This is a genomic window from Lysobacter sp. M15 (assembly GCF_022662515.1).
Taxonomy (GTDB): Bacteria; Pseudomonadota; Gammaproteobacteria; order Xanthomonadales; family Xanthomonadaceae; genus JAKPBU01.
Window position 1 is genome coordinate 124,134 of the sequence record NZ_JAKPBV010000001.1, and the last position, 23,367, is coordinate 147,500.

At 68.0% G+C, this 23,367-nt stretch carries 27 protein-coding genes; 5 read left to right on the top strand and 22 right to left on the bottom strand.

Features of this window, described 5'->3' with window-relative positions; genetic code table 11:
- Positions 1–12: 12 nt before the first annotated feature.
- The 15 genes from mgtE to MC380_RS00595 form a co-directional block, all read right to left on the bottom strand.
- Entirely contained in the window at positions 13–1,374 is a 1,362-nt protein-coding gene (gene mgtE, locus MC380_RS00525; RefSeq protein ID WP_242104613.1) for a magnesium transporter, read from the bottom strand.
- Between the two features lie 205 nt (positions 1,375–1,579).
- Positions 1,580–3,307: a phosphoenolpyruvate--protein phosphotransferase gene (gene ptsP, locus MC380_RS00530; RefSeq protein ID WP_242104612.1), complete on the bottom strand. Its 1,728-nt coding sequence runs from the start codon at positions 3,305–3,307 to the stop codon at positions 1,580–1,582.
- Positions 3,307–3,576 carry an HPr family phosphocarrier protein gene (locus MC380_RS00535; protein WP_242104611.1) on the bottom strand — a complete coding sequence of 90 codons (270 nt, stop codon included), beginning with the start codon at positions 3,574–3,576 and terminating at the stop codon, positions 3,307–3,309. The genes ptsP and MC380_RS00535 overlap by 1 nt, the downstream gene beginning before the upstream one ends.
- 11 nt (positions 3,577–3,587) lie before the next feature.
- Complete coding sequence (locus tag MC380_RS00540) at positions 3,588–3,980, bottom strand: PTS sugar transporter subunit IIA (protein ID WP_242104610.1); 393 nt, start codon at positions 3,978–3,980, stop codon at positions 3,588–3,590.
- Positions 3,981–4,114: 134 nt separating this feature from the next.
- Positions 4,115–4,432 carry a hypothetical protein gene (locus tag MC380_RS00545; RefSeq protein ID WP_242162420.1) on the bottom strand — a complete coding sequence of 106 codons (318 nt, stop codon included), beginning with the start codon at positions 4,430–4,432 and terminating at the stop codon, positions 4,115–4,117.
- Positions 4,433–4,594: 162 nt separating this feature from the next.
- On the bottom strand, positions 4,595–5,467 hold the full coding sequence (gene rapZ / locus MC380_RS00550; RefSeq protein WP_343223508.1) for an RNase adapter RapZ: 873 nt from the start codon (positions 5,465–5,467) through the stop codon (positions 4,595–4,597).
- Positions 5,464–6,411 (bottom strand): HPr(Ser) kinase/phosphatase, encoded by a 948-nt coding sequence (gene hprK, locus MC380_RS00555; RefSeq protein ID WP_242104608.1) that lies wholly within the window; start codon positions 6,409–6,411, stop codon positions 5,464–5,466. Before hprK ends, rapZ begins: the two co-directional genes overlap by 4 nt.
- Positions 6,411–6,872: a PTS sugar transporter subunit IIA gene (locus tag MC380_RS00560; protein WP_242104607.1), complete on the bottom strand. Its 462-nt coding sequence runs from the start codon at positions 6,870–6,872 to the stop codon at positions 6,411–6,413. The genes hprK and MC380_RS00560 overlap by 1 nt, the downstream gene beginning before the upstream one ends.
- 26 nt (positions 6,873–6,898) lie before the next feature.
- Positions 6,899–7,222, bottom strand: coding sequence for a ribosome-associated translation inhibitor RaiA (gene raiA, locus MC380_RS00565; RefSeq protein WP_242104606.1), 324 nt, complete (start codon positions 7,220–7,222; stop codon positions 6,899–6,901).
- 121 nt (positions 7,223–7,343) lie between these two features.
- Entirely contained in the window at positions 7,344–8,762 is a 1,419-nt protein-coding gene (locus tag MC380_RS00570; RefSeq protein ID WP_242104605.1) for an RNA polymerase factor sigma-54, read from the bottom strand.
- Positions 8,763–8,807: 45 nt separating this feature from the next.
- Positions 8,808–9,527, bottom strand: coding sequence for an LPS export ABC transporter ATP-binding protein (gene lptB / locus MC380_RS00575; protein WP_242104604.1), 720 nt, complete (start codon positions 9,525–9,527; stop codon positions 8,808–8,810).
- A complete protein-coding gene (gene lptA / locus MC380_RS00580) occupies positions 9,527–10,015 on the bottom strand; it encodes a lipopolysaccharide transport periplasmic protein LptA (RefSeq protein ID WP_242162423.1) in 489 nt (162 codons plus the stop codon). Before lptA ends, lptB begins: the two co-directional genes overlap by 1 nt.
- Positions 10,016–10,025: 10 nt before the next feature.
- The gene (lptC, locus tag MC380_RS00585; RefSeq protein ID WP_242104602.1) at positions 10,026–10,574 is read right to left on the bottom strand and encodes an LPS export ABC transporter periplasmic protein LptC; all 549 of its coding nucleotides are present in this window, start codon (positions 10,572–10,574) and stop codon (positions 10,026–10,028) included.
- An 8-nt stretch (positions 10,575–10,582) separates the two neighbouring features.
- Complete coding sequence (locus tag MC380_RS00590) at positions 10,583–11,176, bottom strand: HAD hydrolase family protein (protein ID WP_242162425.1); 594 nt, start codon at positions 11,174–11,176, stop codon at positions 10,583–10,585.
- 161 nt (positions 11,177–11,337) lie between these two features.
- Positions 11,338–12,333 (bottom strand): KpsF/GutQ family sugar-phosphate isomerase, encoded by a 996-nt coding sequence (locus MC380_RS00595; protein ID WP_242104600.1) that lies wholly within the window; start codon positions 12,331–12,333, stop codon positions 11,338–11,340.
- A 105-nt stretch (positions 12,334–12,438) separates the two neighbouring features.
- On the opposite strand from MC380_RS00595, the gene MC380_RS00600 reads away from it, so the two are divergent.
- Positions 12,439–12,681, top strand: coding sequence for a BolA/IbaG family iron-sulfur metabolism protein (locus MC380_RS00600; RefSeq protein WP_242104599.1), 243 nt, complete (start codon positions 12,439–12,441; stop codon positions 12,679–12,681).
- A complete protein-coding gene (gene murA / locus MC380_RS00605) occupies positions 12,681–13,934 on the top strand; it encodes a UDP-N-acetylglucosamine 1-carboxyvinyltransferase (RefSeq protein ID WP_242104598.1) in 1,254 nt (417 codons plus the stop codon). The genes MC380_RS00600 and murA overlap by 1 nt, the downstream gene beginning before the upstream one ends.
- Before the next feature lie 918 nt (positions 13,935–14,852).
- Here murA and MC380_RS00610 read toward each other — a convergent pair.
- Genes MC380_RS00610 through purM form a run of 5 tightly spaced genes read right to left on the bottom strand, consistent with a single transcriptional unit; the run spans position 14,853 to position 18,397 of the window.
- On the bottom strand, positions 14,853–15,539 hold the full coding sequence (locus tag MC380_RS00610; protein ID WP_242104597.1) for a DUF3108 domain-containing protein: 687 nt from the start codon (positions 15,537–15,539) through the stop codon (positions 14,853–14,855).
- 33 nt (positions 15,540–15,572) lie between these two features.
- Positions 15,573–16,349, bottom strand: coding sequence for a DUF3108 domain-containing protein (locus MC380_RS00615; RefSeq protein ID WP_242104596.1), 777 nt, complete (start codon positions 16,347–16,349; stop codon positions 15,573–15,575).
- Positions 16,350–16,401: 52 nt separating this feature from the next.
- Positions 16,402–17,061 carry a phosphoribosylglycinamide formyltransferase gene (gene purN, locus MC380_RS00620; RefSeq protein WP_242162427.1) on the bottom strand — a complete coding sequence of 220 codons (660 nt, stop codon included), beginning with the start codon at positions 17,059–17,061 and terminating at the stop codon, positions 16,402–16,404.
- Positions 17,058–17,372, bottom strand: a complete 315-nt coding sequence (locus MC380_RS00625; RefSeq protein WP_242104594.1) for a hypothetical protein — start codon at positions 17,370–17,372, stop codon at positions 17,058–17,060. The genes purN and MC380_RS00625 overlap by 4 nt, the downstream gene beginning before the upstream one ends.
- Positions 17,372–18,397, bottom strand: a complete 1,026-nt coding sequence (gene purM / locus MC380_RS00630) for a phosphoribosylformylglycinamidine cyclo-ligase (RefSeq protein ID WP_242162480.1) — start codon at positions 18,395–18,397, stop codon at positions 17,372–17,374. Before purM ends, MC380_RS00625 begins: the two co-directional genes overlap by 1 nt.
- Before the next feature lie 233 nt (positions 18,398–18,630).
- On the opposite strand from purM, the gene MC380_RS00635 reads away from it, so the two are divergent.
- From MC380_RS00635 to hda, 3 genes are read left to right on the top strand one after another with little or no spacing between them, the layout of a single operon-like run.
- Entirely contained in the window at positions 18,631–19,689 is a 1,059-nt protein-coding gene (locus MC380_RS00635; RefSeq protein ID WP_242162482.1) for a DUF2066 domain-containing protein, read from the top strand.
- Between the two features lie 8 nt (positions 19,690–19,697).
- A complete protein-coding gene (locus MC380_RS00640; RefSeq protein ID WP_242104652.1) occupies positions 19,698–20,891 on the top strand; it encodes an AI-2E family transporter in 1,194 nt (397 codons plus the stop codon).
- Positions 20,888–21,598, top strand: coding sequence for a DnaA regulatory inactivator Hda (hda, locus tag MC380_RS00645; protein ID WP_242162429.1), 711 nt, complete (start codon positions 20,888–20,890; stop codon positions 21,596–21,598). The genes MC380_RS00640 and hda overlap by 4 nt, the downstream gene beginning before the upstream one ends.
- Positions 21,599–21,602: 4 nt before the next feature.
- Here hda and murU read toward each other — a convergent pair whose 3' ends face one another.
- Together murU and MC380_RS00655 are read right to left on the bottom strand one after the other, a co-directional pair.
- Positions 21,603–22,325 (bottom strand): N-acetylmuramate alpha-1-phosphate uridylyltransferase MurU, encoded by a 723-nt coding sequence (murU, locus tag MC380_RS00650; protein ID WP_242162431.1) that lies wholly within the window; start codon positions 22,323–22,325, stop codon positions 21,603–21,605.
- On the bottom strand, positions 22,322–23,350 hold the full coding sequence (locus MC380_RS00655; protein ID WP_242162433.1) for a phosphotransferase: 1,029 nt from the start codon (positions 23,348–23,350) through the stop codon (positions 22,322–22,324). Before MC380_RS00655 ends, murU begins: the two co-directional genes overlap by 4 nt.
- Positions 23,351–23,367 lie beyond the last annotated feature (17 nt).

The window sequence follows — 23,367 nt, forward strand, 5'->3', positions numbered from 1 at the left end:
CTCCGTCGAACATCAACGCAACAGGATCAGGGTCGCCAGGCCAAGGAAGCTCAGGAAGCCGACCACGTCGGTCACCGTAGTCAGGACCACGCCCCCGGCGAGGGCCGGGTCGATGTCCATGCGCTTTAGGGTAAGCGGTACCAGCACGCCGGCCAGCGCGGCTACGGCCAGGTTGATCACCATCGCCGCGGCGATCACCATCCCGAGCGGGGCGTCCTGGAACCACAGCGCGGCAACGATGCCGACCACCACCGCCCAGACCACGCCGTTGAGCAGGCCGACCAGCACTTCCTTGCGCAGGATCGGACGCAGGTTGCCGCGCGCCACCTGGCCCAGGGCCAGGCCGCGCACCATCAGGGTCAGCGTCTGGGTGCCGGCCACGCCGCCCATGCTGGCCACGATCGGCATCAGTACCGCCAGCGCCACGATCCGCTCGAGAGTGCCCTCGAACCGGCCGATCACCCACGAGGCCAGGAACGCCGTCGCCAGGTTGATGCCCAGCCAGATCGCGCGTCGCTTGGCCGCGCGCGGCACCGGGCTGAACAGGTCCTCGTCCTCGTTCAGGCCGGCCGCGCCCAGCGCCTGGTGTTCGGCCTGTTCGCGGATGATGTCGACCACGTCGTCGATGGTGATGCGGCCGAGCAGCACATTGCCTTCGTCCACCACCGGCGCCGAGACCCAGTCGTTGTCGGAGAATTCGCGGGCGACGTTCTCGTTGGATTCGTCGACATGGATCGACTCGAGTTCCTCGTCGATCAGCTTGTTGATCGGCGTGCTCGGGTCGCTCGTCACCAGGTCCTGGATCGCCACCCAGCCCATCAGCTGGTGACGGCGGTTGACCACGTACAGGTGGTCGGTGTGCTCGGGCAGCTCGCCGCGCAGGCGCAGGTAGCGCAGCACCACGTCGACGGTGGTGTCGGCGCGCACCGTGACCACGTCGGGGTTCATCAGGCGGCCGGCGGTGTCCTCGTCGTAGGACAACACCTGTTCCAGGCGCTCGCGGTTCTCGCGGTCCATCGACTTGAGGACTTCGTCGATGACCGTATCGGGCAGATCCTCGACCAGGTCGGCGAGATCGTCGATGTCGAGGTCCTCGACCGCGGCGACCAGCTCGTCGGGGTCCATGTCCGCGATCAGGCTTTCGCGCACCTCGTCGCCGACGTGGACCAGGACCTCGCCGTCGTCCTCCGGATCGACCAGTCCCCACACGATCTCGCGTTTGCCCGGCGGCAGCGATTCGAGCAGGTTGCCGATCTCTGCGGGAGACAGCGTGTTGACGTGCCGCCGCACGGGTCCGAGACGCCCGCTGTCCAGCGCGTCGGAAAGCAGACGCAGCTGGCGCGCGGTCTTGTCGTGGCGGACGGCTTCGGCCATGGAGGGCTTCCAGGATTCAAAGAAGCATGGTCGCGTCGCAACGACAGAGGGCGCGACAGGGTCAGGCGTTCATGCGCGCATTATCGCCCCTGCTGCGCGGAATGCCCACCCTGCATGGCGGATCGTGCGAGCTCGACCACGCCTCGTGCCGATGGGGCAGACAGCAAGGGTCGTGGTGAGCGGGTCGCGCCCGGCCCGCGGCGCGCTAGACCAGAGGCATTGCCGGACCGTTGGACTTCAGCCACTTTTCGATCGCGTCCCGGTTGCGTGCGCGCAGCAACGGGGCTACCCGCGCGCGAAGCGCGGAGTGATCGCAGGCGCGGATGGCGCGTCGCACCTCCAGCAGTGTTGCCGGATGCAGGCTCAGTTCGTCCAGGCCCAGCGCCAGCAGGATGGGCACGAGCGTCGCGTCGCCTGCCATCTCGCCGCACACTGCCGCTGGTTTGCCGCGTCGCCGCGCGGTGCGGATCACGTCGTGCAGCAGGCGCAGCATGGCCGGATGCAACGGCGTGTACAGCGCGCCCAGTGCCTCGTTGTTGCGGTCGGCCGCCAGCAGGTACTGCACCAGGTCGTTGGTGCCGATGGAAATGAAATCGATGTCGCCGATGAAGCCCGACAGCGCGATCGCGGCGGCGGGCACCTCGATCATCGCCCCCAGCGGGATGGACTCGGCGATCTCGTGCCCCTGGCTGCGCAGGTCGCGGGTCACGCGCTTGAGCAGGGCGCGGACCGCGAGGATTTCCTCGCGCGTGCTGATCATGGGCAGCAGGATCCGCACCGGACCATAGCCGGACGCGCGGACCATGGCGCGCAGCTGGGTTTCGAACAGGTCCGCCCGCGACAGCGACAGACGCACGCCTCTCAGGCCGAGCGCGGGATTGGGTTCGTCCCGCAGCGCCAGGCCGGTACCGTCCGCCTTGTCGGCACCCAGATCCAGTGTGCGGATGGTGACGGTGCGACCGGTCATGCCCAGCACCAGGTCGCGATAGGCACGGAATTGCTCTTCCTCGTCGGGCAGCTCGTTGCGTTTGAGGAACAGGAATTCGGTACGGTACAGACCCACTCCGGCCGACCCCAACGCGTGGGCCTCGGCCACGTCGACCAGGGATTCGGCGTTGGCATACAGCTTGATGTCGACGCCATCGAGGGTGCGCGAGGGTTCGCGTCGCAGGCGGTTGAGCTGGCGACGCTCGCGTGCCTGCTCCTTCAGCCGTGCGCGGTGCGCGCGCAGGTCGGCAGGCCCGGGTTCGCGCACGATCAGGCCGCTGCCGCCGTCCACTGCCAGGACATCGCCGTCGTTGATCTTCAGCAGCGCGTCGGCCGCACCGACGATCAGCGGCAGGTGCAGGCTGCGCGCCAGGATCGCGCTGTGCGAGAGCGCGCTGCCGGCGGCGGTGACCACGGCCATGACCCCCTGCGACTGCAGGTGCGCCAGTTCCGCCGGCGCCACGTCGTTGACGATCAGGATCTCGCCGGCGACACCCTGAAGTTCGGCGTCGTGGCTGTGCAAGGCGGCATGGATACGGCCGATGACCTGGTCGATGTCGTCGATCCGGCTGCGCAGATAGGCATCGTCCATGCCTTCGAACACGGCGGCGATGCGATCGCGCTGCAGGCGCAGGGCATAGTCGGCCGAGTAGCGGCCCTTCCTGATCAGCTCGTCCAGGCCCTGGAGGAGCTCGGGATCGTCGAGGAGCAGGGCGTGCAGATCGAGGAATTCGCCGACTTCGTGTGCCAGCGCGCCGTGCAGGCGGTCGCGCAGCGAGCGCATTTCGCCGCGCACGTCGGCGATCGCCGCATGCAGGCGCGCGATCTCGGCGTCGACGTCGTCGATGAGCTCTTCGGCGACGTCGAGCGCATGCGGCTGGCGCACGCGCGCGCGGCCCAGCGCCGCCCCGCGCGAGGCCCCATGTCCCTGCAGCTCGAGCCTCATCAGCCGTCCTCGTCGAAACGGCGGTCGAACAGCGCGGCGACCGCTGCTGCGGCAGCAGCTTCGTCCTCGCCGTCCACCCGCAGCAGCACCGGGGTCCCGGCCCCGGCGGCCAGCAGCATCACCCCCATGATGCTCTTGGCGTTGACCTCGCGTCCCTTGGCCGAGAGCGTGGCATTGCACCGGAACGACGACAGCGCCTGCACCAGTTTGGCGGTCGCGCGTGCATGCAGCCCCAGGCGGTTGCTCACGATGAACTCGCGTTCAAGCATCGTTGCGGTCCCTAGGCGTCGCCATGGATGACTCCGTTGCGCGCGCCGGCCGCGGCCACTGCAGGCAATTCTTCCAGGCCGAGTTCGGCGTAGTTCATCACCCGCAGCAGCATCGGCAGGTTCACCGCCGACACGCGCCGTACGGGCGTGCCGATGCGGGCGAGTTTGGCCGCCAGGTTGCTGGGCGAGGCGCCGTACAGATCGGTGAGCACCAGCACGCCGTCGCCGCTGTCGACGCGGCGCAGTGCGCTGCTGGCCTGGGGTAGCAACAGGTCGGGGTCGGCATCGAACGGCAGCTCGAACGCCTCGGTCTTCAGCGGCAATTGCCGCAACAGGCGCGTGGCCACCGCCAGCAGTGCGGTGCCGAGCCCTTCGTGGGTCAGGAGGAGAACGCCAACGGCCATGCCAGCAACTTAGCAGAGCCGGGTGACGCCCCGGAAGCGTCCAAAGAAAAACGCTGCGGACCGTGGTGCGGTCCGCAGCGCGGGGTGCGACATGGCGCCTGCCCGCACGATGCAGGCAGGGACGCCTGCGTGGCTTACTGGCTCGGAGGCGTGCTGGGGTTGGCCTCGGGACTCTCGGGCGGCGTTTCCGGCTCGCCGGTAGCGTCGGCCGGGGGCGGCATCGGTGCTTCGTTGCTGGTGCCAGGATCGGTGCCGTCGCTGGGAGGTGGTGTCGTGGTGTCGCTGGGAGGGGCGGTTTCCGGCGGCGGGGCGGTATCGGCCGGCGCGGCCTCCGGTTCCATCGTTTCCGGCGCCGGGGCGGCATCGTCGGCCGGCTTGTTGCAGCCGGCGAGTGCGAGCAACGCCAGCAGCGGCAGGGCCAGCCGAAGGCCGGTGGATCCTCTCATGTTCATGCGAAAACTCTCCTTTGTTGCGATGACAACCGGGCGGTTGATCCAACAGGAGACTAAGCGCGTGGATGGAAAGCGAACGCTATCGCAACAGAAAAATTGCGTAAGTTGCGCGTGCCCTGTGTCGCAGGTGCGGCCCGGGGTTCGCCGGGGCGACGTGTTGCGTCAATCGAGTTCGCGGTGATGCACGGCCACTTCGGGCCAGCCGCGCGCGCGCGCGAATTCCGCCAGCTTTTCGGCCAGATACACCGAACGGTGGCGTCCGCCTGTGCAGCCGAAGGCGATGGTGGCGTAGCTCCGGGTGCTCGATTTGAGCTTGGGCAGCCACGCATCGAGGAAATCGGAGACGTGTCGCACATACTCGGCGACATCCTCCTGGGCGTCGAGGAAGTCGCGCACGTCGGCATCGCGACCCGATAGCGGACGCAGCTGCGGATCCCAGTGCGGGTTGGGCAGGACCCGGGCGTCGAACACGAAGTCGGCATCGGCCGGCACGCCGCGCCGGTAGGCGAAGGATTCGAACAGCAGCGACAGGGTGCTGTCGTCGACCAGGCCGAATCCGGTGATCACTTCACGCCGCAGCTGGTGCACGTTGAGCGCGCTGGTGTCGATGACCACGTCGGCGATCGCGCGCAGCGACTTGAGCACCTTGCGCTCGAGCGAGATCGCGTCGGCCAGCGCCAATCCCAGGTGACTGAGCGGATGGCGCCGACGCGTGTCGGCATAACGCTTGAGCAGCACGTCGTCGTTGGTGTCGAAGAACACCAGCCGCGGATCCAGGCCCAGTGCACCGACTCTGGCGAGCGACTTCGGCAGGTTGGCCAGGTCCCCGCGGCTGCGCACGTCGATGCCCACCGCCAGCTTCTGCGAAGCCCGGTCCGGATGGGTCGCAGTGCGGATGAAGTCGGGCAGCAGTTCCGCCGGCAGGTTGTCGACGCAGTAGAAGTCCAGGTCCTCGAGGGTGTTGAGCGCGACCGTCTTGCCCGACCCGGACATGCCGCTGACCACGACCAGGGTCGAAGTGCCGTTGCCGCTCACGTCGAACGTTCCAGGAAATGGCTGTGCCGGGCCATGAAGGCCGCTGCCGGGTCGACGCCCTTCGCGCGGAGGATGTGCATGCGCGTCGCCGCTTCTGTGAGCACCGCCAGGTTGCGGCCGGGCATCACCGGCAGGGTGATCAGGGGCACGTCGAGGTCGAGCACGTGGCGCGTGCCCAGGTCGCCGGTCAGGCGTTCGATCCCGGCGGGCTTGGGCTCCAGGTGCGGCCGGGTGAGGTGCACGATCAGGCGCAGGTACTTGTTCCGTTTCACCGCAGTGTCGCCGAACATCTGGCGGATGTTGAGCACGCCCAGGCCGCGCAGCTCGAGCATGTCCTGCAGCATCTCCGGGCAGGTGCCGTCGAGCACGTCGGGTGCAATCTGGGTGAACTCCGGGGCGTCATCGGCGACCAGGCGGTGTCCGCGGGTCACCAGTTCCAGCGCCAGTTCGCTCTTGCCCGAGCCCGATTCGCCGGTGATCAGCACGCCGATCGAATAGATCTCCATGAACACGCCGTGCAGCGTGACCCGCGGCGCGAGGGTGCGTGCCAGGTGGTATTGCAGGTGGTTGAGCAACTCGTGCCCGCGGCGCGGCGAGCGCCACAGCGGGGTATCGGATTCCTCGGCGGCGATGCGCAGGTCTTCGGGACAGGCCTGGTCCTTGCTCACCACCAGTGCGAGTGGCCGGAACTGCATGATCCGTTCGATCGTTTCCCAGCGCTGGCGCGAATCCAGCCCGTCGAGCCAGGCCAGTTCCTCGGTACCCAGGATCTGAACCTTGTTGGGATAGATCGCATTGAGATATCCGGCCAGCGAGGGCCGGCGGGCCACGGTATCGACCGATTCGAGCACTCGCTCCGCACCGCGCAGTCCGGCCAGCCAGCGAAGTCCGAGGCGCTCGCCGAGCTGGTCGAACAGGGTCTGGGCGCTGATGCTCTGGGTCATCACGCTGCGGCGGCAGGCCGCGACAGCAGCAGGGCGCGCAGCGTGTCGGTATCCGGTGCGGCGCGCAGCGCGGCGCGGAACCCGGCATCGGCGAAGCGCTCGGCCAGTTCCGCCAGCCATTGCAGGTGCTGCTGGGTGAAATGCTCGGGCACGGCCATGGCGAAGACGAGGTCCACCGGCTGGTCGTCGCCGGCGGCGAACTCCACCGGGCGACCCAGGCGCAGAAAAGCCGCCCGTACGTCGTCGTAGGCGCCGCTGCGGCCATGCGGAATGGCCACGCCGTGTCCGATCGCGGTACTGCCCAGGCGTTCGCGCTGGCGCAGCGCGTCGGCGATGATCGAAGTGTGGGTCGGCGATGCGTCCGCGAGCAGGCGTGCCGCGGCGTCAAGCACCGTGTCACGGTCTCCAGGCTCGGCCAGCAGGCCGATGCGGTCGGCAGACAGCAGATCGGAAAGCGGCATGCTAGGGACAGGCCCTGACCTGCAGGTCAGCCGAAGTCGCGCGCGACGCCGGCGGCGCGCTGGCGGCTGGTGGTCAACTTTTCCTTGTGCTTCATCAGCAGCCGGTCGAGCTTGTCGGCGAGCAGGTCGATCGCCGCGTACATGTCGATGGCGCTGGCATCGGCGTGCAGGGCCTTGCCGGAAATGCTGATCGTCGCCTCGGCCCGGTGATTCGGCTTGTCCATGGTCAGCAGTGTGCGCACCTCCAAGGGATGCTCGTAGTGTCGGCCCAGCCGCGAAAGCTTGCTTTCGACGTAATCGCGCAGTGCCGGGGTGACTTCGATCTGCTGGCCATGGGTTTCGATGCGCATCGCATTCCTCCTGCGGGTGCCCGGGCCCGGATGGGCGAGGGGCTGTGTCTGAAGCATGGCGCGTCGGCGGACCGGTCGGAGTGAAAAAAACGTTGCGCAGGCTGGGCAACCGGTACTGTGATCACTCCAGGCGAACCCGATCATGCGACGAGGGAATGTTCATGGCTTCGCGGTATTTTGCCACGGTGCGCCGCGCCACCGGCACGCCGGTGGCCTTGAGCGTTTCGGCCAGGCGCGCGTCGGAAAGCGGTTTTCGGGGATTCTCCGCATCGATCAGGCGCCGGATCATGGCCTGGATCGCGGTGCTGGAGGCTTCACCGCCGCCCTCGGTGTCGATGCCCGAGGCGAAGAAGCCACGCAAGGGCAGGGTGCCGCGTGGTGTGCGCACGTATTTGCGCGAGATCGCGCGCGAAACGGTGGATTCGTGCAATCCGACCGCGGCGGCGACTTCGCGCAGGGTGAGCGGGCGCAGCGCCTGGGCGCCGAATTCCAGGAATCCGGATTGCTCGCGCACCAGGCAGCGCACTACCTTGAGCAGGGTCTCGCCGCGGGCTTCGATGTTCTTCAGCAGCCAGCGCGCCTCCTGCAGGTGTCCACGCAGGTAGGCCGCATGGGTACCGGCGCTGCCGTCGTTGAGCATCTGCTCATAGCCGCGGTGGATCACCGGCCTCGGTCGGTGGTTCGCGGCCAGGGCGACCCGCCATACGCCCTGCTGACGCCAGATCACGCAGTCCGGGGTGATGTAGGTGTCCGGAGGCAAGGCCCCGACCTGGGCGCCCGGGCGGGGGTCGAGCGTGCGCAACAGGTGCAGCGCGGCGGTTGCCGCGTCCGGGCTGCAGTGCAGCTCGCGCGCCAGCGCGTCGATCCCCAGCTTGGGCAGGCGCTCGATCTGCCCGGCAGCGATCCGCAGGGCGAGCTCGCGGCCGATAGTCGCCTCCGGCAAGGCCGCCAGCTGCAGCTGCAGGCATTCCCCCAGATCGCGGGCGCCGACGCCGGCCGGGTCGAGCCGCTGGATCTGGTGCAGCACGACCAGCACCTGGGCCTCGTCCACGGTGAGGTCGGGTGCCAGGCTCTCGGCAATGGCTGCGGGCGTTTCGCGCAGATAGCCGTCGTCGTCTAGCGCGTCGATCAGCGCGGCGCCGATGCGGCGGTCGCGCGGCGACAGATGGGTGAGGTGCAGCTGCCACAGCAGGTGGTCGCGCAGGCTCTCGCTCTCGGCCACCCGTTCGGCGGGATCGCCCTCGCTGTCGTCGCCGTCCATCGCCGGGCCGCGTCGCTCTTCCCAGGGCTCGCCCAGACGGTCCCAGGGCTCGGCCTGGTCCGGAACGCTCTCCACCTCGCGCTCCTGTTCCGGGTGGTCTTCACCACCGACCTGGATTGGCTCGGGTTCGGACCAGTCGAGCAGCGGATTGGACTCGACCGCTTCGGCGATCTCGGCTTCCAGTTCCAGGGTCGACAGCTGCAGCAGGTGGATCGCCTGGCGAAGCTGGGGCGTCAGCACCAGATGCTGGCCCAGCGATGTCTGCAGTCTGGCTTTCATTCGCGTACGACAACGGCCCCAGGGGAGGACGTCGGCCGCGAACCGCTACAGGCGGAACGACTCGCCCAGGTATACGCGCCGCACGTCGGGATTGGCCAGCAACGCGTCCGGAGCTCCCTGCGCGAGCACGCTGCCTTCGCTCAGGATATACGCACGGTCGCAGATGCCAAGGGTTTCGCGCACGTTGTGGTCGGTGATCAGCACCCCGATGCCGCGGGCCTTGAGGTGGCCCACGATCCGCTGGATCTCGCCGACCGAAATCGGGTCGACGCCGGCGAAGGGCTCGTCCAGCAGCATCAACCTGGGCCGCGCCGCCAAGGCGCGCGCGATTTCCACCCGGCGGCGCTCGCCACCGGAGAGGCTGGCGCCGATCTGGTCGGCGACGTGCGCGACCTGGAGTTCGTCCATCAAGCCGGCCAGTTCGCGCTCGGCGCCTGCCTTGTCCAGGTCGCTGCGCAGCTCCAGGACCAGGCGCAGATTGTCGGCCACGCTGAGCTTGCGGAAGACCGAAGGCTCCTGTGGCAGATAGCCGACGCCGAGCTTGGCCCGGCTGTACATCGGGTCGGCGGTGATGTCGCGCCCGTCCAGGGTGATGCTGCCGGCGTCCGCCGGCACCAGGCCAACGATCATGTAGAAGCAGGTGGTCTTGCCGGCGCCATTGGGGCCGAGCAGGCCGACCACTTCGCCGGCGTCCAGGGTCAGGCCGAAATCCTTGACGACCTCGCGCGAGCGGTAGCGTTTGCGCAGGCCCTGCGCGACCAGCATCAGCCCTGTCCCTGCGACTTCGGCTGGATCCGCATCTTGACCCGTCCCGCGCCCTCGCCGCCGCTGTTCACCTGTCCGGTCTTGAGGTTGTAGACCACGCGCTCGCCGCTCATGGTGCCGCGCGGCTGTTCGATGGACACGTTGCCGGTGAACACCACGATTTCGGTCTGCAGGTTGTAGTCGACCTTGCTGGCGCGCGCGGTCATCGGCGTGCCGTCGTCCATCTGCTGCTTGAGCACCACCGGCCCCCCGGTGAGCACGGCGCGCTGCGGATTGCCGTTCTTCGACAGCGAGATCTCGGCACGGTCCGAACGGATGTCGAGGCTGCCCTGGCGGATGGTCACGCCTTCGGACAGGATCGTGGGCGAGCGGTCGTCGAGCGTGCCTTCCTGGCGGCCGGCGTCGATATCCATCGGCTGGCCACGGTCGGAGGTCTTCGCGGCGGCGTCGGTTGCGACCAGCCCGCCCAGGACGGCGACGAGCGCCATCGCCAGAAAATTAGCGGTTCGATCGAACATAGCGGGAACGCACCTGCGAAAGGAGTGTGTAGCGCTTGTCGGCCAGATCGGCTTCCAGGCCACGGCCGCGCAGTATAGAGCCGGGCTGGGTGATGGTCACGGCGCTGGCGGACGTGGCGCGGTTCGCATCCGGGAATACGTTCAGTTGCTCGGTCTTCATGTTGACCGGCCGTGCGTCCCCTTCGGGGCTCCGGGCCTCGACGTTACCGCGCAGGCGGATTTCCTCGCGATTGTCGCTGACCCAGCCGGTCTTCGAGCGCACCTCCCAGTAGCCGCCCTGCTTGTCGGGCAGCAGGAACAGCGGCGTCGTGAGATCCATCGTCTTAGCCCCCGGAGTCTGCTGCAGCAGCGGCGCGCGCAAGGTGAACGATTCCTTGCCCGAGTTGTCGAGCGCGATCAGTTCGAAGTCGTGCAGCACGTAACCCGAGCGTCCGGACGCCGCGTGCGCTTGTTCCTCCACGACGCGATCGCGCCAAAGCGACCAGCCCGACAGCGCCGCGGCGATCAGCAGCACAACGCCCAGGATCATGCGCGGACTCATGCCTGCGCCCCATGTTTCAGGGCGGCGTCGAGCAGGCCGCTGCCCTGCGTGGCCTGTTCGATCAGCGCGTCGACATGCCCCTGCGCCGCCAGGATCAGGTCGCACAGTTCGCGTGCCGCGCCTGCGCCGCCGTGCGCGACGGTGCGCCAATGCACGCGTTCGCGGGTCCACGCATGCGCATTGGCCGGTGCCACCGCCAGCCCGGCGGCCGTGAGCGCGGACAGATCGGCCAGGTCATCGCCCATGAAAGCCACCTGGTCCAGGCCGATGCCCATCGCGCCGGCGATCTCGCGCACCTTGGCCAGCTTGTCGTGGACGAACGTGTGCGAGGCCACGCCCAGTTCCTTCGCCCTGAGTTCGGCCACCGGGCTGCGGCGTGCGGTGATGAACGCCACCGCGATTCCCGCCGACTGCAGCAGCTTCAGGCCCAGTCCGTCGGTCGCATGGAAGGCCTTGAATTCCCGCCCTTCGCCGTCGTAGATCAGGCGCCCGTCGGTCAGGGTGCCGTCCACGTCGAAGCATGCGAGCTTCACCTTCGCGGCGCGCGCGAGGATGTCGGACGGGTAATCGCTGGTGTGGGAATAGCGCACGGGATTCTGGATTGTGGATCGATTCGAGGTTGGTTCGGGATCGTGGCGCGACACGCCTGCACAGTGCCGGACAGCTGCAGATCGAAGCAGGGCCAGAATGACAGGAAACCGGGCAACCTGCCTTTACCGAGCATCAATCGCGGAGCAGGGACGCGCCGCAGTCACACCACCCGCGCGCGCAGCAGATCGTGGATGTTGAGCGCGCCCACCACCCGGCGCTGGTCGTCCAGCACCAGCAAGGCGTTGATCTGGTGTGCCTCCATCATCCGTGCGGCTTCGACCGCCAGCGCGTCGGAGGCGATCGTCTTGGGCGCGCGGGTCATGACATCGTCGATGCGGGTCGTGCGCAGGTCCACGCTGCGGTCGTCAAGCGTGCGGCGCAGGTCGCCGTCCGTGTACAGACCGAGCAGTCGGCCGTCGGCATCGACCACCGCGGTCATGCCCAGGCGCTTGCGGCTCATCTCCACCAGCGCATCGCTCAGGCTGGTGTCCGAGGCGACGCGCGGAACCGCGTCGCCGCTATGCATCACGTCGGTGATATGCAGCAGCAGGCGCCGCCCGAGCGCGCCGGCCGGATGCGATCGGGCGAAATCATCGGCGGTGAAGCCGCGCGCCTCCAGCAGCGTCACCGCGAGCGCATCGCCCAGCGCCAGCGATGCGGTGGTGCTGGCGGTCGGGGCCAGGTCCAGCGGGCAGGCCTCGGCAGGCACGCTGACGTCCAGATGCACGTCGGCCTCGCGCGCGAGCGCCGAGGCGGGGCGGCCGGTCATCGCGATCACGCGGTTGCCCTGGCGGCGCAGGACCGGCAGCAGCATCAGCAGCTCGTCGTTTTCGCCCGAGTACGACAGTGCCAGCAGCACGTCGGTATCGGTGACCATACCCAGGTCTCCGTGCCCGGCTTCGCCCGGATGCATGTAAAAGGCCGGGGTGCCGGTAGAGGCCAGGGTCGCCGCGATCTTGCGCGCGATATGGCCCGACTTGCCCATGCCGGTGCAGACCACGCGCCCGCGGCAGGCCAGCAGCAACTCGCAGGCAGCCGAAAACGCCCCGTCGATGCGCGCCGATACGGCCTGCAAGCCCTGGGTTTCGATCTCGAACACGCGGCGCCCGCTGGCGGCGAAATCGAACCCTGGCTCGGGGATCGCTTGCGAGGACATGCGAGGGACGGCTTCCGCTAGACTGAGCTATTCATTTTACGCGCACGAGGCTGCACCCCGTCTTTCACGCGGGTCGTTGCCGGCCGGCGCCACCACCGGATGCCCATGAACGCAGAATCCATCCGCCAATTGATCGAACAGGGGCTGCCCGGGGCCCGGGTCGAGGTCCAGGGGGAGGACGGGGTGCACTTCGAGGCCCGCGTGGTCTGCGCCCAGTTCGCCGGCAAGCTGCCACTGGCGCGCCACCGCATGGTCTACGCCACCCTCGGCGAGCGCATGGGAGGCGAGATCCATGCCCTGGCGCTCAGGACGCTGACACCGGAAGAAGCCGCACAGGCGTCCGGCTGATGCAGAAGATCCTGGTCACAGGCGGCCCGAGCCTCACGGGCGAGGTCCGCATTTCAGGCGCGAAGAACGCGGTCCTGCCGATCCTGTGCGCCACGCTGCTGGCCGATGGGCCGGTGGAGGTGCGCAATGTGCCGAAGCTGCACGACGTGCTGACCACGGCGAAGCTGCTGCAGCAGCTCGGCGCCGGCGTCGAGCGCAGCGAAGGCGCCATGACCATCGATCCGCGCGGCGTCAACAGCCACGTGGCGCCATACGATCTGGTCAAGACGATGCGTGCCTCGGTGCTGGTGCTGGGCCCGCTGCTGGCGCGCTTCGGCGACGCGGAAGTGTCGTTGCCCGGCGGCTGCGCCATCGGCTCGCGCCCGGTCGACCTGCACCTCAAGGGCCTGCAAGCGCTGGGTGCGGACATCAGCGTCGATCACGGCTTCATCAAGGCCAGCGCGAAGCGGCTGCGCGGCGCGCGCCATGTCTTCGAGATGGTCAGCGTCGGCGCCACCGAGAATGTGCTGATGGCCGCGACCCTGGCCGAGGGCACCACCGTGCTCGAGAACGCGGCGATGGAGCCGGAGATCGTCGACCTGGCCGACTGCCTGCGGGCGCTGGGTGCGCGGATCAGCGGTGCCGGCACCCCGCGCATCACCATCGAAGGCGTCGACACGCTGCGTGGAGGAAGCCATGCGGTGGTGGCCGACCGGATCGAAACCGGCACCTTCCTGGTCGCTGCGGCGATGACCGGCGGCCGCGTGGTCGCGCGCAATGCGCGGCCGGACACGCTCGACGCCGTATTGGACAAGCTGCGCGAAGCCGGCGCGGACGTCATGGTCGAAGGCGACAGCATCGCCCTGGACATGCGCGGACGCAGGCCGCGCGCGGTCGACATCGTCACTGCTCCGCACCCGGGGTTTCCCACCGACATGCAGGCGCAGTTCATGGCCATGAACTGCATTGCCGAGGGGACCGGGATCATCCACGAGACGATTTTCGAGAACCGCTTCATGCACGTGCAGGAGCTGCTGCGGTTGGGCGCCGATATCCGGGTCGACGGGCATACCGCAGTGGTGCGCGGCATCGAGCGCCTCAGCGGCGCGCCGGTGATGGCCACCGACCTGCGCGCGTCCGCCTCGCTGATCCTGGCCGGTCTGGCCGCCGACGGCGACACTCTGATCGACCGCATCTACCACCTCGATCGTGGGTACGAGAATATCGAGGCCAAGCTGTCGGGGTTGGGGGCGAAGATCCGGCGGCTGGATTAGCGAATCGCTGATCCGTCGTCCCCGCGGGAACCCGTGGACGTCTCCGTTGTGGTTTCGAGGCAAAACCATCCATTCGGGCACAGAGCTTTCGCCTGCCGGCGAGTTACTTTCTTTGCTGGTGCAAAGAAAAGTAACCAAAAGAAAGCACCTTCCTCGTGACGTCAAACCCGCTCATGGGATCTGCGGTGTCGTCGCCATTTTCGCAGCGGACATCCGTGTCCGCTCCGAAAACGGCCGGCATCCATGCCGGCCGCCCTCCGGGTGCCCGGATACGAGTCGCATACGCAGAGTGGGGAACGTCAAGGGCTCGAGCCATCAGCCGCTAGCGCGATCGGTGGGTTGGTGGCATCCGCCATTGACTTTCTTTCTCCGCCAGTAGCCACCTGCGTCCGGAAACCCCGAAGGGGCGGCGGCCATGGATGGCCGCCGTTTTCGGATCGAGCCATGGATGGCGAGTCCGAAAATTGCTTCGGCATCCGCATTCCTTGAGCGATCTGGATCCATTGAGGTGCTTTCTTTGGTTACTTTCTTTGCACCAGCAAAGAAAGTAACTCGCCGGCAGGCGAAAGCTCTGCTCCTAATGGCATGACATCCAGACACCGAAAGGCAGGGGCAGCGTCCTTGGGTCCCCGCCTACGCGGGGATGACGAGATCAGTGGGCCATTCGCGCTTGCGAGCATTCGCTGCAGAGCGCACCAGGAAAGAAAGTAACCCGCATTCAGGCGAAAGCTCTACGCCCGAAGGGCGCATGGTTTTGGCTTCAGATGCACAAGAGTTACTGCCTTGGGACCTCCGTTAATCGGGCTTGGGAGGACGCGTTCTTCGGATGTTTGCAGCAGCCTCGCCGAGCTTGAGAACGCATCACCGAAACGAAAAAAGCCCGCCATCGGCGGGCTTTTTTGATCTGGTACACGACGCTCAGTTCAGCGACTTGATCTTTAGGTCGATCTGGTCCTTGCCGTCCTTGCGCTGCAGGATGCGCGCCGGCACCGGCAATCCGTCCACCACCCAGGCCAGATACTGCTTGTTGCCGTCGGTATGGGTGACCTTGGTGGCCTCGCGCTGCCTGCCGCCGATCTCGATCGTTTCCTTGCCGCTCACCGTGTAGGTCATGCGCTTGACCCGGCCGTCGTCGACCATGCGGTAGTTCATGGGCTTGCCCGCCGCGGCGTCGCGCGCCACCGCCAGGTTCACCAGCATCGCGTCGAGGTCGCCGTCCTGCAGCTTCACCGGCCCGGCGCGCTCGGCCTTGACGTCGCCGCTCCAGCGCGCCTCGCCCTTGGCCCAGTCGTAGCTGGCGGTCTTGTTCGACTTCTTGATCAGCAGCAGCGATGAGTCGGTTCCCGAGAGCGGCCGGAACTCACCGCCCTTGTCTTCGAATGTGGTGCTCTGGACGAGCTGGGCCACGTTGCTGCGGATGCTCATGGTGTATTTCCAGCGGTTGCTGCCCGCAGGTTCGATCCGCATCTGCCCGGCGCCCTGCAGGCCCATGTAGCTGGCGGTGTAGTCGGCCGTGAAGGGCTTGACCGCAAGCGCCGACGCACTTGCGGTCAGGGCCAGTAGGGCTGCGCCGATCAGCAGGGGAGTGGATTTCTTCAGGTCCATGGGGTACTCCAGGCTCGAAAGCTGTTGTGCGGGTCAGTGATATTCGGTCAGGCGCAGGTCGGTCGTGTCCTTGCCATCCTCGCGCTGCAGGATGCGGATCGGCGTCGGTACGCCGGCGGCGACCCAGATCACGGTCTGCTCGCTGGACGGCGCCGAACCGGCTGGCTGGACGCGCTCGACGCGCATCGCGTCGTAGCTCAGTTCGCCGACCTGGACCAGTTCGGTCTGCGGAGCCACCTGGTAGAAGTGGTCGCGCACGCGGCCGTCGTCGACGAAACGGTACTGCAGGGTCTTGCCCGGTTGGGCGTCGCGGATCACGGCAAGGTTGATCAGCAGCCCGCTCATGTCGCCCGGTTGCAGCGGCACGGGCCGCTGCCGCGTCTTCTTGACGTCGCCGGTCCAGCGCGCGCTGTGCGCGTTCCAGTCGTAGGTACCGATGGTCTTGCGGTTGGACAGGAACACCCGTTTGACCAGGGCCTGGCTGAGCGGACGGTACTGGTTGCCCACGTTGTCGAACAGCGTGCTCTGCTGCAGATTGAGTCCGGTCAGGCGCATCAGGCCACCGCCCTTCAGGTTCAGGTCGACGCGCCAGCGCGCGCCGCCCAGCGGTACGGCCTGCATCGTCGCATTCCCCAGCGCGCGACCGTTGTTGTGGACTTCATAGCTGGCCACGAACGGTTCGAGCGGCCGCGGCGGCTCCTGCGCGCCTTCCATCCCGGGCGCGGGCGCTGGCTGGGATTGCGCGATGGCGGTGCCCGCGAGCAGCAGCAACAGGCCGGCGCAGGCGGTGAGGGCGAACGGGCGAAGCATGGGCTTGCGAGGTCCTGGGTGGCGTTGCCACAAATCTCGTGGAATCAATCGGTTAGGCGCCGCAATCTAGCTGCAGCGGCGTAAACAGGGGATGACCGTCGAGCAGCACACCCTCGCCCTGTTCAGCCACGCGACCTGAAAGGCACAGCGCCAGGACATCGATCAGCAGCCGGTGTTCGCGAGGAAGCAGGCGCTCGGCCAGCGTTTCCGGGGAATCGTCGGGCAGGACCGGGATGCGCACCTGCGCGATCACCGCGCCGGCGTCCAGTTCGGGCACCACGAAATGCACGCTCGCGCCATGTTCGGTGTCGCCGGCCTCGAGCGCGCGCCGATGGGTGTGCAGGCCACGGTATTTCGGCAGCAGCGAGGGATGGATGTTGAGCAGCCTGCCGCGGAACCGGCGCACGAAATCGGCGCCGAGGATGCGCATGTAGCCGGCGCATACGATCCAGTCGGGCTGCACCGCATCCACGGCATCGGCCAGGGCGGCATCGAAGGCTTCGCGGAACGGAAACGACTTGGCGTCCGCGCTCCAGCGCAAGCGTTCGGGCACGCGTTCCAGTGCGTGCGCGCCGGGCTTGTCGGAAAACACGCCGGCTATTTCGGCCGCCAGCCGGCCCTCGGCGATCGCATCCAGGATCGCCTGCAGATTGCTGCCGCGGCCCGAGGCCAGGACCGCGATCCGGCGCGAAGTCGAATCCGCCGACCTCATGCCGCGTGCGTCGGCATCAGGATCTGCGGAAAGCCCACCACGATCACGATCACCAGGATCCAGGGCAGCAGCGCGAACAACGTGGCCACGATCACCTGCGACCGGTTGAGGCGGCCGCGGAAATCCAGCAGGAACGACACCCAGTAGGCGCCCAGCGCCACCACCGCAAGCAGGGCGATCCGCATCAGCCGGATCGCCGGTTCGGGTGCGACGAACAACAAAGTCAGGCAGGCCAGGAAGGCGACACTGGCGCCCGCCAGCAGCCAGCGGCTGCGCCGGCTGAGATCGGATAGCTGGATGCCGATCAGCATCAGCCGATGCGCACGCGACCGCCGCTCCCGGCGGGCACCACCTGGCCGATACGCCGGTGCGACAGCTGCAGGGCGGACAACTCCGCTTCCACCGCGCCCGCGGCATCGGGCGCGACCACCAGTACGAATCCGATCCCGCAGTTGAAGGTGCGCCACATTTCCGCGTCGGCGACACCGCCTTCGTGCTGCAGCCACTCGAACACCGGGGGCAATGCCAGTGTGCCGGCATCGATGTCCAGGCCCAGGGCCTCAGGTACGACGCGAATGATGTTCTCGCTCAGGCCGCCGCCGGTGATGTGGGCCATGGCATGGATGGCATCGCCCTGCGCACCGCGCAGGAGTTCAAGCACCGGCTTTACGTACAGCGCGGTGGGCGCCATCAGCGCGTCGACCAGGCAGGTTCCGCCGAGGTCGAGTTCGCCCGGGCGCCCAGCGCGCTCGAAGATGCGGCGGATCAACGAGTAGCCGTTGGAATGCGGCCCGCTGGAAGCGATCCCCAGCAACAGGTCGCCGGCGCGCACGCGGGCGCCGTCGCGCAGCTGGGATTTCTCCACCGCGGCCACGCAGAAGCCGGCCAGGTCGTATTCGCCCGGCGGGTACATGTCGGGCATTTCGGCGGTCTCGCCGCCGATCAGCGCGCAGCCGGACAGCTCGCAGCCGCGGGCGATGCCGCCGACCACGGCGACGGCGGTGTCGACATCGAGCTTGCCGGTGGCGAAGTAATCGAGGAAAAACAGCGGCTCGGCGCCCTGCACCAGCACGTCGTTCACGCACATCGCCACCAGGTCGATGCCGATGGTGTCGTGGCGGCCGAGCTGCTGCGCAAGCTTGAGCTTGGTGCCCACGCCATCGGTGCCCGAGACCAGTACGGGTTCACGGTACTTGCCGGTCAGGTCGAACAGGGCGCCAAACCCGCCCAGGCCGCCCATGACTTCGGGCCGGAAGCTGCGCCTGACCAGCGGCTTGATGCGTTCGACGAGCTCGTTGCCGGCATCGATGTCGACGCCCGCATCCCGGTAGGTCATCCCGCTGGAAGACGCGGGGCCGGCGGGGTCGGGGGTAGCGGGATGGCTCACGGGCAGTCCGGCAGCGCGTCTGGGGCGCGGCGAGCGGCGATTTTAGCAGCGCGCGCGCGTTCGCATGGACGCGGGAGCGCGCCTGCGGCACCATTTCACAATTCGCCAGCGATTAGGGATGTGCGATGCGGCCAGAAGCGCGGAGCGAGGGACTGCGATTCTCGAGGGTGCGGAACGCGGGCCTGCGCGTCGGGCTGGCGCTGGCGTGCCTGCTGGCCGCGGGCGTGGCGACCGCGCAGCGCGTGGAAGGCGACGTGGCACGTGCCGAGGGCGCCTACGAGGTCGAAGTCCCCGTGCGCAACCAGGGCGCCGCGGAGCGCAACACCGCCTTCGCGCGGGCGCTGTCGCAGGTACTTGGCAAGATTTCCGGTGATCGCAGCGCCGCAGCGCGGCCCGGCGTTGGCGAGGAAATGCGCCGCGCCAGCGAATACGTGCGCAGCTACGATTACCGCCAGGACGAGGGCATTTCCGATGTGTCCGGCGCCCCGAGCTACCAGACCACGCTGATCGTGCGCTTCGACCAGGACAAGGTCGACGGCATCATGTCGGCGCTCGGTCTGCCGATCTGGCCTTCGCCCAGACCCAAGCCGGTCCTGTGGCTGGCCATCGACGATGGCAAGGGTCCGCGCCTGGTCGGGCTGCAACAGGGTGCGGCGGCGCGCGCGGCGCTCGATCGCGCCCAGGCCCGCGGCTATCGTCTCGGGTTGCCGGCGGGCAGCGCCGCAGAGATGGCCGCGGCCGGTGCGATCTGGCGCGGCGATACCGCGGCGATCGCGCGCCTGTCCTCGCGCTACCAGCCGCCGATGCAACTGCTCGGCAAGCTCTATCGCAACAAGGGCGGCTGGAAAGCGGATTGGATCTTCGTCGATCGCGGCCGCGTGCTGTCGCGCTGGTCGACCGAGAACAGCGATGCCCGTCGCGCGATGCAGGGCGGCGCCGACGGCGCCGCCGACGCCCTGGTGCGGCGCTACGCCAAGCAGAGCCCAGGAACCGGGACGCCCGGTACTTACGCGGTGCTGGTCACGGGCATCGATAGCGCCGATGATTACATCCGGCTCTCGGCGCAGCTGCAGAAGGTATCGGTGGTGAAGCGGTTTGTGCCGGTGCGCGCAACGCCCGATGGCCTGGAGCTGATGCTGGAACTGTCCACGGGCATGTCCGGGTTCAAGCGCCTGATCGACGACGACGTGCTGGTATCGGGCGATAGCGATGCGGTGCCTCAGGTGTTCCAGCTGCGCTGATGGCCGAGATGCAGACGCAGCAATCGCTGCACGAGATCGCCCGCTTCTACCGCCGTCTGCAGGGATCCGCGGTCGCGATCGCGGTGCTGTCGCTGGTGTGGCTGTTGGCGCCGATCCTGACTCCGTTCGTGTTCGCGGGCATGCTGGGCTGGCTCGGCGATCCCATGGTGGATCGGCTCGAAGCCGCGGGTCGTTCGCGCAACACCGCCGTGATCCTGGTCTTCTCGCTGATGCTGCTGCTGTTGGTGCTGGCGCTGCTGATCCTGGTGCCGCTGATCGAGCGCCAGCTGTTGACCCTGATCGAATCGATGCCGCGCTATCGCGACTGGTTCATCGGCACGGCGCTGCCGTGGCTGGAGCACCGCACTGGACTGCAGTTGCTCGCCTGGTTCGACACTGGGCGCATCATCGACACGGTGCGCGCGCACTGGCAGGAGGCGGGCGGCTTTGCGGCTACCCTGCTGGGTTACCTGTCGCGCTCGGGCTTCGCGGTGCTGGGCTGGATCGCCAACCTGGTGCTGCTACCGGTGCTGACGTTCTTCTTCCTGCGCGACTGGGACGTCTTCGTCGAGCGCATCGCCGCCCTGGTGCCGCGCAATCAGGAGGCGACGGTGACTCGTCTGGCCAGGGAATCGAGCGAAATGCTCAGCGGTTTTCTCCGCGGGCAGTTTCTGGTGATGCTGATCCTGGGCGTGCTCTATGGTCTCGGCCTGTGGCTGGTCGGTCTGGACCTGGGCATCCTGATCGGGATCATCGCCGGCCTGCTGACCTTCGTACCCTATCTGGGGCCGGCGACGGTGGTCGTGCTCGGCGGCATCGCCGCGCTGGTGCAGTTCGGCGACTGGCAGCATCTGGCGGGTGTGCTGGCGGTGTTCGGCATCGGCCAGGTGATCGAGAGCTACTGGCTCACCCCGAAACTGGTCGGCGACCGTATCGGCCTGCATCCGGTCGCGGTGATCTTCGCGGTCCTGGCCGGAGGCCAGCTGTTCGGGTTCCTCGGCATGCTGCTCGCACTTCCGGTTGCGGCCGTGGCCAACGTGCTGCTGCGCTTTGCGGTCGAACACTATCGCGCCAGTCGCGCCTACGTTGGCGATGGGCCGGCGATCGTGCTTGGCGATGAGCACGTCGAGCAGTCGGGGCTGATCCTGCCCGGGAACGCGGGGGGGCACGCCAAACCAGACCAGGGCTCGCCGCCGGCGTGAGCGGCGCAACCGGTTCCGGCCAGCTGCCGCTGGCGCTGCGTTTCCCGCCGGATCAGCGCCTGGACACCTTCGTGGCGACCGATCCGGTCGTGTTGCCGCAGCTGCGCGCACTGGTCGTTTCGTCGCCGGCGCAATGCGTGCTGGTGGCCGGGGGTGCCAACACCGGCAAGACCCACCTGGCGATCGCCGTCTGTGCCGAGGCCGGCGCCCGAGGCATCGCCGCGGCCTATCTGCCGTTGGCAAGCGCTGCAGGGCGGCTGCGCGCGGCGCTGGAAGCGATGGAGGAACGCGACCTCATCGCGCTGGACGGAGTCGAGGCGATCGCCGGGCGTCGCGACGACGAAGTGGCCTTGTTCGACTTCCACAACCGCGCGCGCGATGCCGGCAAGGCGCTGCTGTACACCGCACGGGAATGGCCCGCCGACCTGCCATTGCAGCTACCCGATCTGCGCTCGCGCCTGTCGCAATGCCTGCGCATCGCGCTGGCGCCGCTGGACGACGCCGGACGCCGGGAGATGCTGCAGCTGCGCGCGCGGCGGCGTGGCCTGCAATTCGATCCGGCGGCGATCGACTGGCTGTTGCGGCGCGTGGATCGCGACCTGGGTAGCCTGGCCGCGCTGTTCGAGCGCCTCGACCGTGCATCGCTGGCCGCGCAGCGGCGGGTGACGGTGCCGTTCCTGCGCGACACGCTGGGCGATCTTGGCTGACGAATCAGCGCGGCTCGGTCGCGTTGCTCCCCTGCAGGGCTGCATCCAATTCCCTCAGCCGCTGCGGGGTGCCGACATCGGTCCAGCGGCCGCGGTGGTGTTCGCCGGTGATCGCACTCGCCGCCATGTGGGCCTTGAGGATGGGCGCCAGCTTGAATCGCGGCGGGTTCTGCGCCGCGCCGGGCTCGTCGCCGACGCTGCCGCGCCAATCATCGAGCAGCTGCGGACGGTAGACGCCCAAGCCGGCGTAGGTGAGCCTGTTGGCGCCGTCCGCGCGCACATGACCGCTGTCGTCCAGGGCGAAATCGCCGTGGGTCGCGTGTTGCGGGCGGTCGACCATCACCAGATGGGCGAACCCAGCCGGCTCGCGCGGCAGCCGTGCGAAGTCGTAATCGGTCCAGATGTCGCCGTTCACCAGCACGAATGGGTCTTCGCCCAGCAGCGGCAGTGCATGCAGCATGCCGCCGCCCGTTTCCAGCGGAGTCGGGCCTTCATGGCTGTAGCGGATCCGCAGGTTCCAGCGCGCGCCATCGCCGAGATCTGCCGGGAACTGCCCGGCGAGCCATGAGGTGTTGATCACCACGTCCCGGATACCGCATCCCGCGAGCTTCTCCAGGTGCCACACGATCAGGGCTTTGCCGCCGGCATGCAGCAGTGGCTTGGGAGTGTGTTCGGTGAGCGGGCGCATGCGTTCGCCCAGGCCCGCTGCGAAGATCAGGGCCTTCATCGCACCGGTCGCCGCGGCTTCGTCGATGTGGATCGCGCTGCGAGCGCGGGTTTCAGCTTGCGCTCGAGCAGTTCGTGCAATGGCGACAGTTCGGCGTGACGCGGCAGGACTTCTTCCAGGTAGCCGATGAATCTGGGGGCATCGGCGAGGTAGCGCGGTTTCCCATCGCGATGATGCAGACGGGCGAAGATGCCGAGGATCTTGAGGTGTCGCTGCACGCCGAGCCAGTCGGCATCGCGCAGGAACCTCGGCCATTCGGGAACCGGCAGGCCCGCGTCTAGGGCGCGCGCGTGGTAGCGCGCAAGCCAGCCATCCACGCGTGCCAGCGGCCAGCTCAGGAAAGCGTCCTTGAACAGGCTGATCGGGTCATAGGCGATGGGACCGAGCACCAGGTCCTGGAAGTCCAGGACCGCCGGACCATCGGCGACCGGCATCAGATTGCGCGGCATGAAGTCGCGGTGGGTCAGCACCTGGGGTTGCGATAGCGCGCTGTCCATCAACCGCCGCTGCACCAGTTGCCACTGTTCCGCCTCGCCGCAGTCCAACGCCAGGCCAAGGTGCGTGCCCAGGAACCATTCCTCGAACAGGCCGGCATCGCGCTGCAGCAGCGCCTCGCCGAAATGCGCCGTGCCAGGCGGGACCGGGATCGACTGCAGCCGGATCAGCTGCGCAATGGCGGCATCGAAATAAGCGTCGGCGTTGTCCGCGTCGAGGATCTGGGCAAGGGTCGGCCCGCCCAGATCCTCCAGTAGCAGGAAACCGTGATCCACGTCTTGCGCAAGCACCCCGGGAACGCGCACGTTGCCGGCCACGAGCAATTCGCGCATGCGCAGCCATGGCCCGACATCTTCCAGGGCGGGCGGCGAATCCATCACGATCCATGTTCCGTCCGCGCCCTGCGTGCGCCAGTAGCTGCGGAAACCGGCGTCGATGGAGGCGCGGACGAGTTGCACGCGCGCATCGCCGAGCGCGGCCCTCGTCCACTTCAGCCGCTCCGCACTGCGCGAATCCGGGTCGGGTGCCACAGTTCTGTCCGAAAGCG

What these genes read in the sequence shown, in the direction of transcription:
- MC380_RS00610 (WP_242104597.1), bottom strand. Translation starts at nt 15,539, where the DNA reads ATGGACCTGAAGAAATCCACTCCCCTGCTGATCGGCGCAGCCCTACTG.
- MC380_RS00540 (WP_242104610.1), bottom strand. Translation starts at nt 3,980, where the DNA reads ATGGCCGTTGGCGTTCTCCTCCTGACCCACGAAGGGCTCGGCACCGCA.
- MC380_RS00615 (WP_242104596.1), bottom strand. Translation starts at nt 16,349, where the DNA reads ATGCTTCGCCCGTTCGCCCTCACCGCCTGCGCCGGCCTGTTGCTGCTG.
- lptB (WP_242104604.1), bottom strand. Translation starts at nt 9,527, where the DNA reads ATGCTGGTCGCGCAGGGCCTGCGCAAACGCTACCGCTCGCGCGAGGTC.
- MC380_RS00600 (WP_242104599.1), top strand. Translation starts at nt 12,439, where the DNA reads ATGAACGCAGAATCCATCCGCCAATTGATCGAACAGGGGCTGCCCGGG.
- lptA (WP_242162423.1), bottom strand. Translation starts at nt 10,015, where the DNA reads ATGGCGCTCGTCGCCGTCCTGGGCGGGCTGGTCGCAACCGACGCCGCC.
- purN (WP_242162427.1), bottom strand. Translation starts at nt 17,061, where the DNA reads ATGAGGTCGGCGGATTCGACTTCGCGCCGGATCGCGGTCCTGGCCTCG.
- murA (WP_242104598.1), top strand. Translation starts at nt 12,681, where the DNA reads ATGCAGAAGATCCTGGTCACAGGCGGCCCGAGCCTCACGGGCGAGGTC.
- murU (WP_242162431.1), bottom strand. Translation starts at nt 22,325, where the DNA reads ATGAAGGCCCTGATCTTCGCAGCGGGCCTGGGCGAACGCATGCGCCCG.
- MC380_RS00570 (WP_242104605.1), bottom strand. Translation starts at nt 8,762, where the DNA reads ATGAAAGCCAGACTGCAGACATCGCTGGGCCAGCATCTGGTGCTGACG.
- purM (WP_242162480.1), bottom strand. Translation starts at nt 18,397, where the DNA reads ATGACCTACCGGGATGCGGGCGTCGACATCGATGCCGGCAACGAGCTC.
- MC380_RS00545 (WP_242162420.1), bottom strand. Translation starts at nt 4,432, where the DNA reads ATGAACATGAGAGGATCCACCGGCCTTCGGCTGGCCCTGCCGCTGCTG.
- hprK (WP_242104608.1), bottom strand. Translation starts at nt 6,411, where the DNA reads ATGACCCAGAGCATCAGCGCCCAGACCCTGTTCGACCAGCTCGGCGAG.
- MC380_RS00640 (WP_242104652.1), top strand. Translation starts at nt 19,698, where the DNA reads ATGCAGACGCAGCAATCGCTGCACGAGATCGCCCGCTTCTACCGCCGT.
- MC380_RS00595 (WP_242104600.1), bottom strand. Translation starts at nt 12,333, where the DNA reads ATGTCCTCGCAAGCGATCCCCGAGCCAGGGTTCGATTTCGCCGCCAGC.
- MC380_RS00625 (WP_242104594.1), bottom strand. Translation starts at nt 17,372, where the DNA reads ATGCTGATCGGCATCCAGCTATCCGATCTCAGCCGGCGCAGCCGCTGG.
- MC380_RS00535 (WP_242104611.1), bottom strand. Translation starts at nt 3,576, where the DNA reads ATGCTTGAACGCGAGTTCATCGTGAGCAACCGCCTGGGGCTGCATGCA.
- mgtE (WP_242104613.1), bottom strand. Translation starts at nt 1,374, where the DNA reads ATGGCCGAAGCCGTCCGCCACGACAAGACCGCGCGCCAGCTGCGTCTG.
- raiA (WP_242104606.1), bottom strand. Translation starts at nt 7,222, where the DNA reads ATGCGCATCGAAACCCATGGCCAGCAGATCGAAGTCACCCCGGCACTG.
- MC380_RS00560 (WP_242104607.1), bottom strand. Translation starts at nt 6,872, where the DNA reads ATGCCGCTTTCCGATCTGCTGTCTGCCGACCGCATCGGCCTGCTGGCC.
- ptsP (WP_242104612.1), bottom strand. Translation starts at nt 3,307, where the DNA reads ATGAGGCTCGAGCTGCAGGGACATGGGGCCTCGCGCGGGGCGGCGCTG.
- lptC (WP_242104602.1), bottom strand. Translation starts at nt 10,574, where the DNA reads ATGATCCTGGGCGTTGTGCTGCTGATCGCCGCGGCGCTGTCGGGCTGG.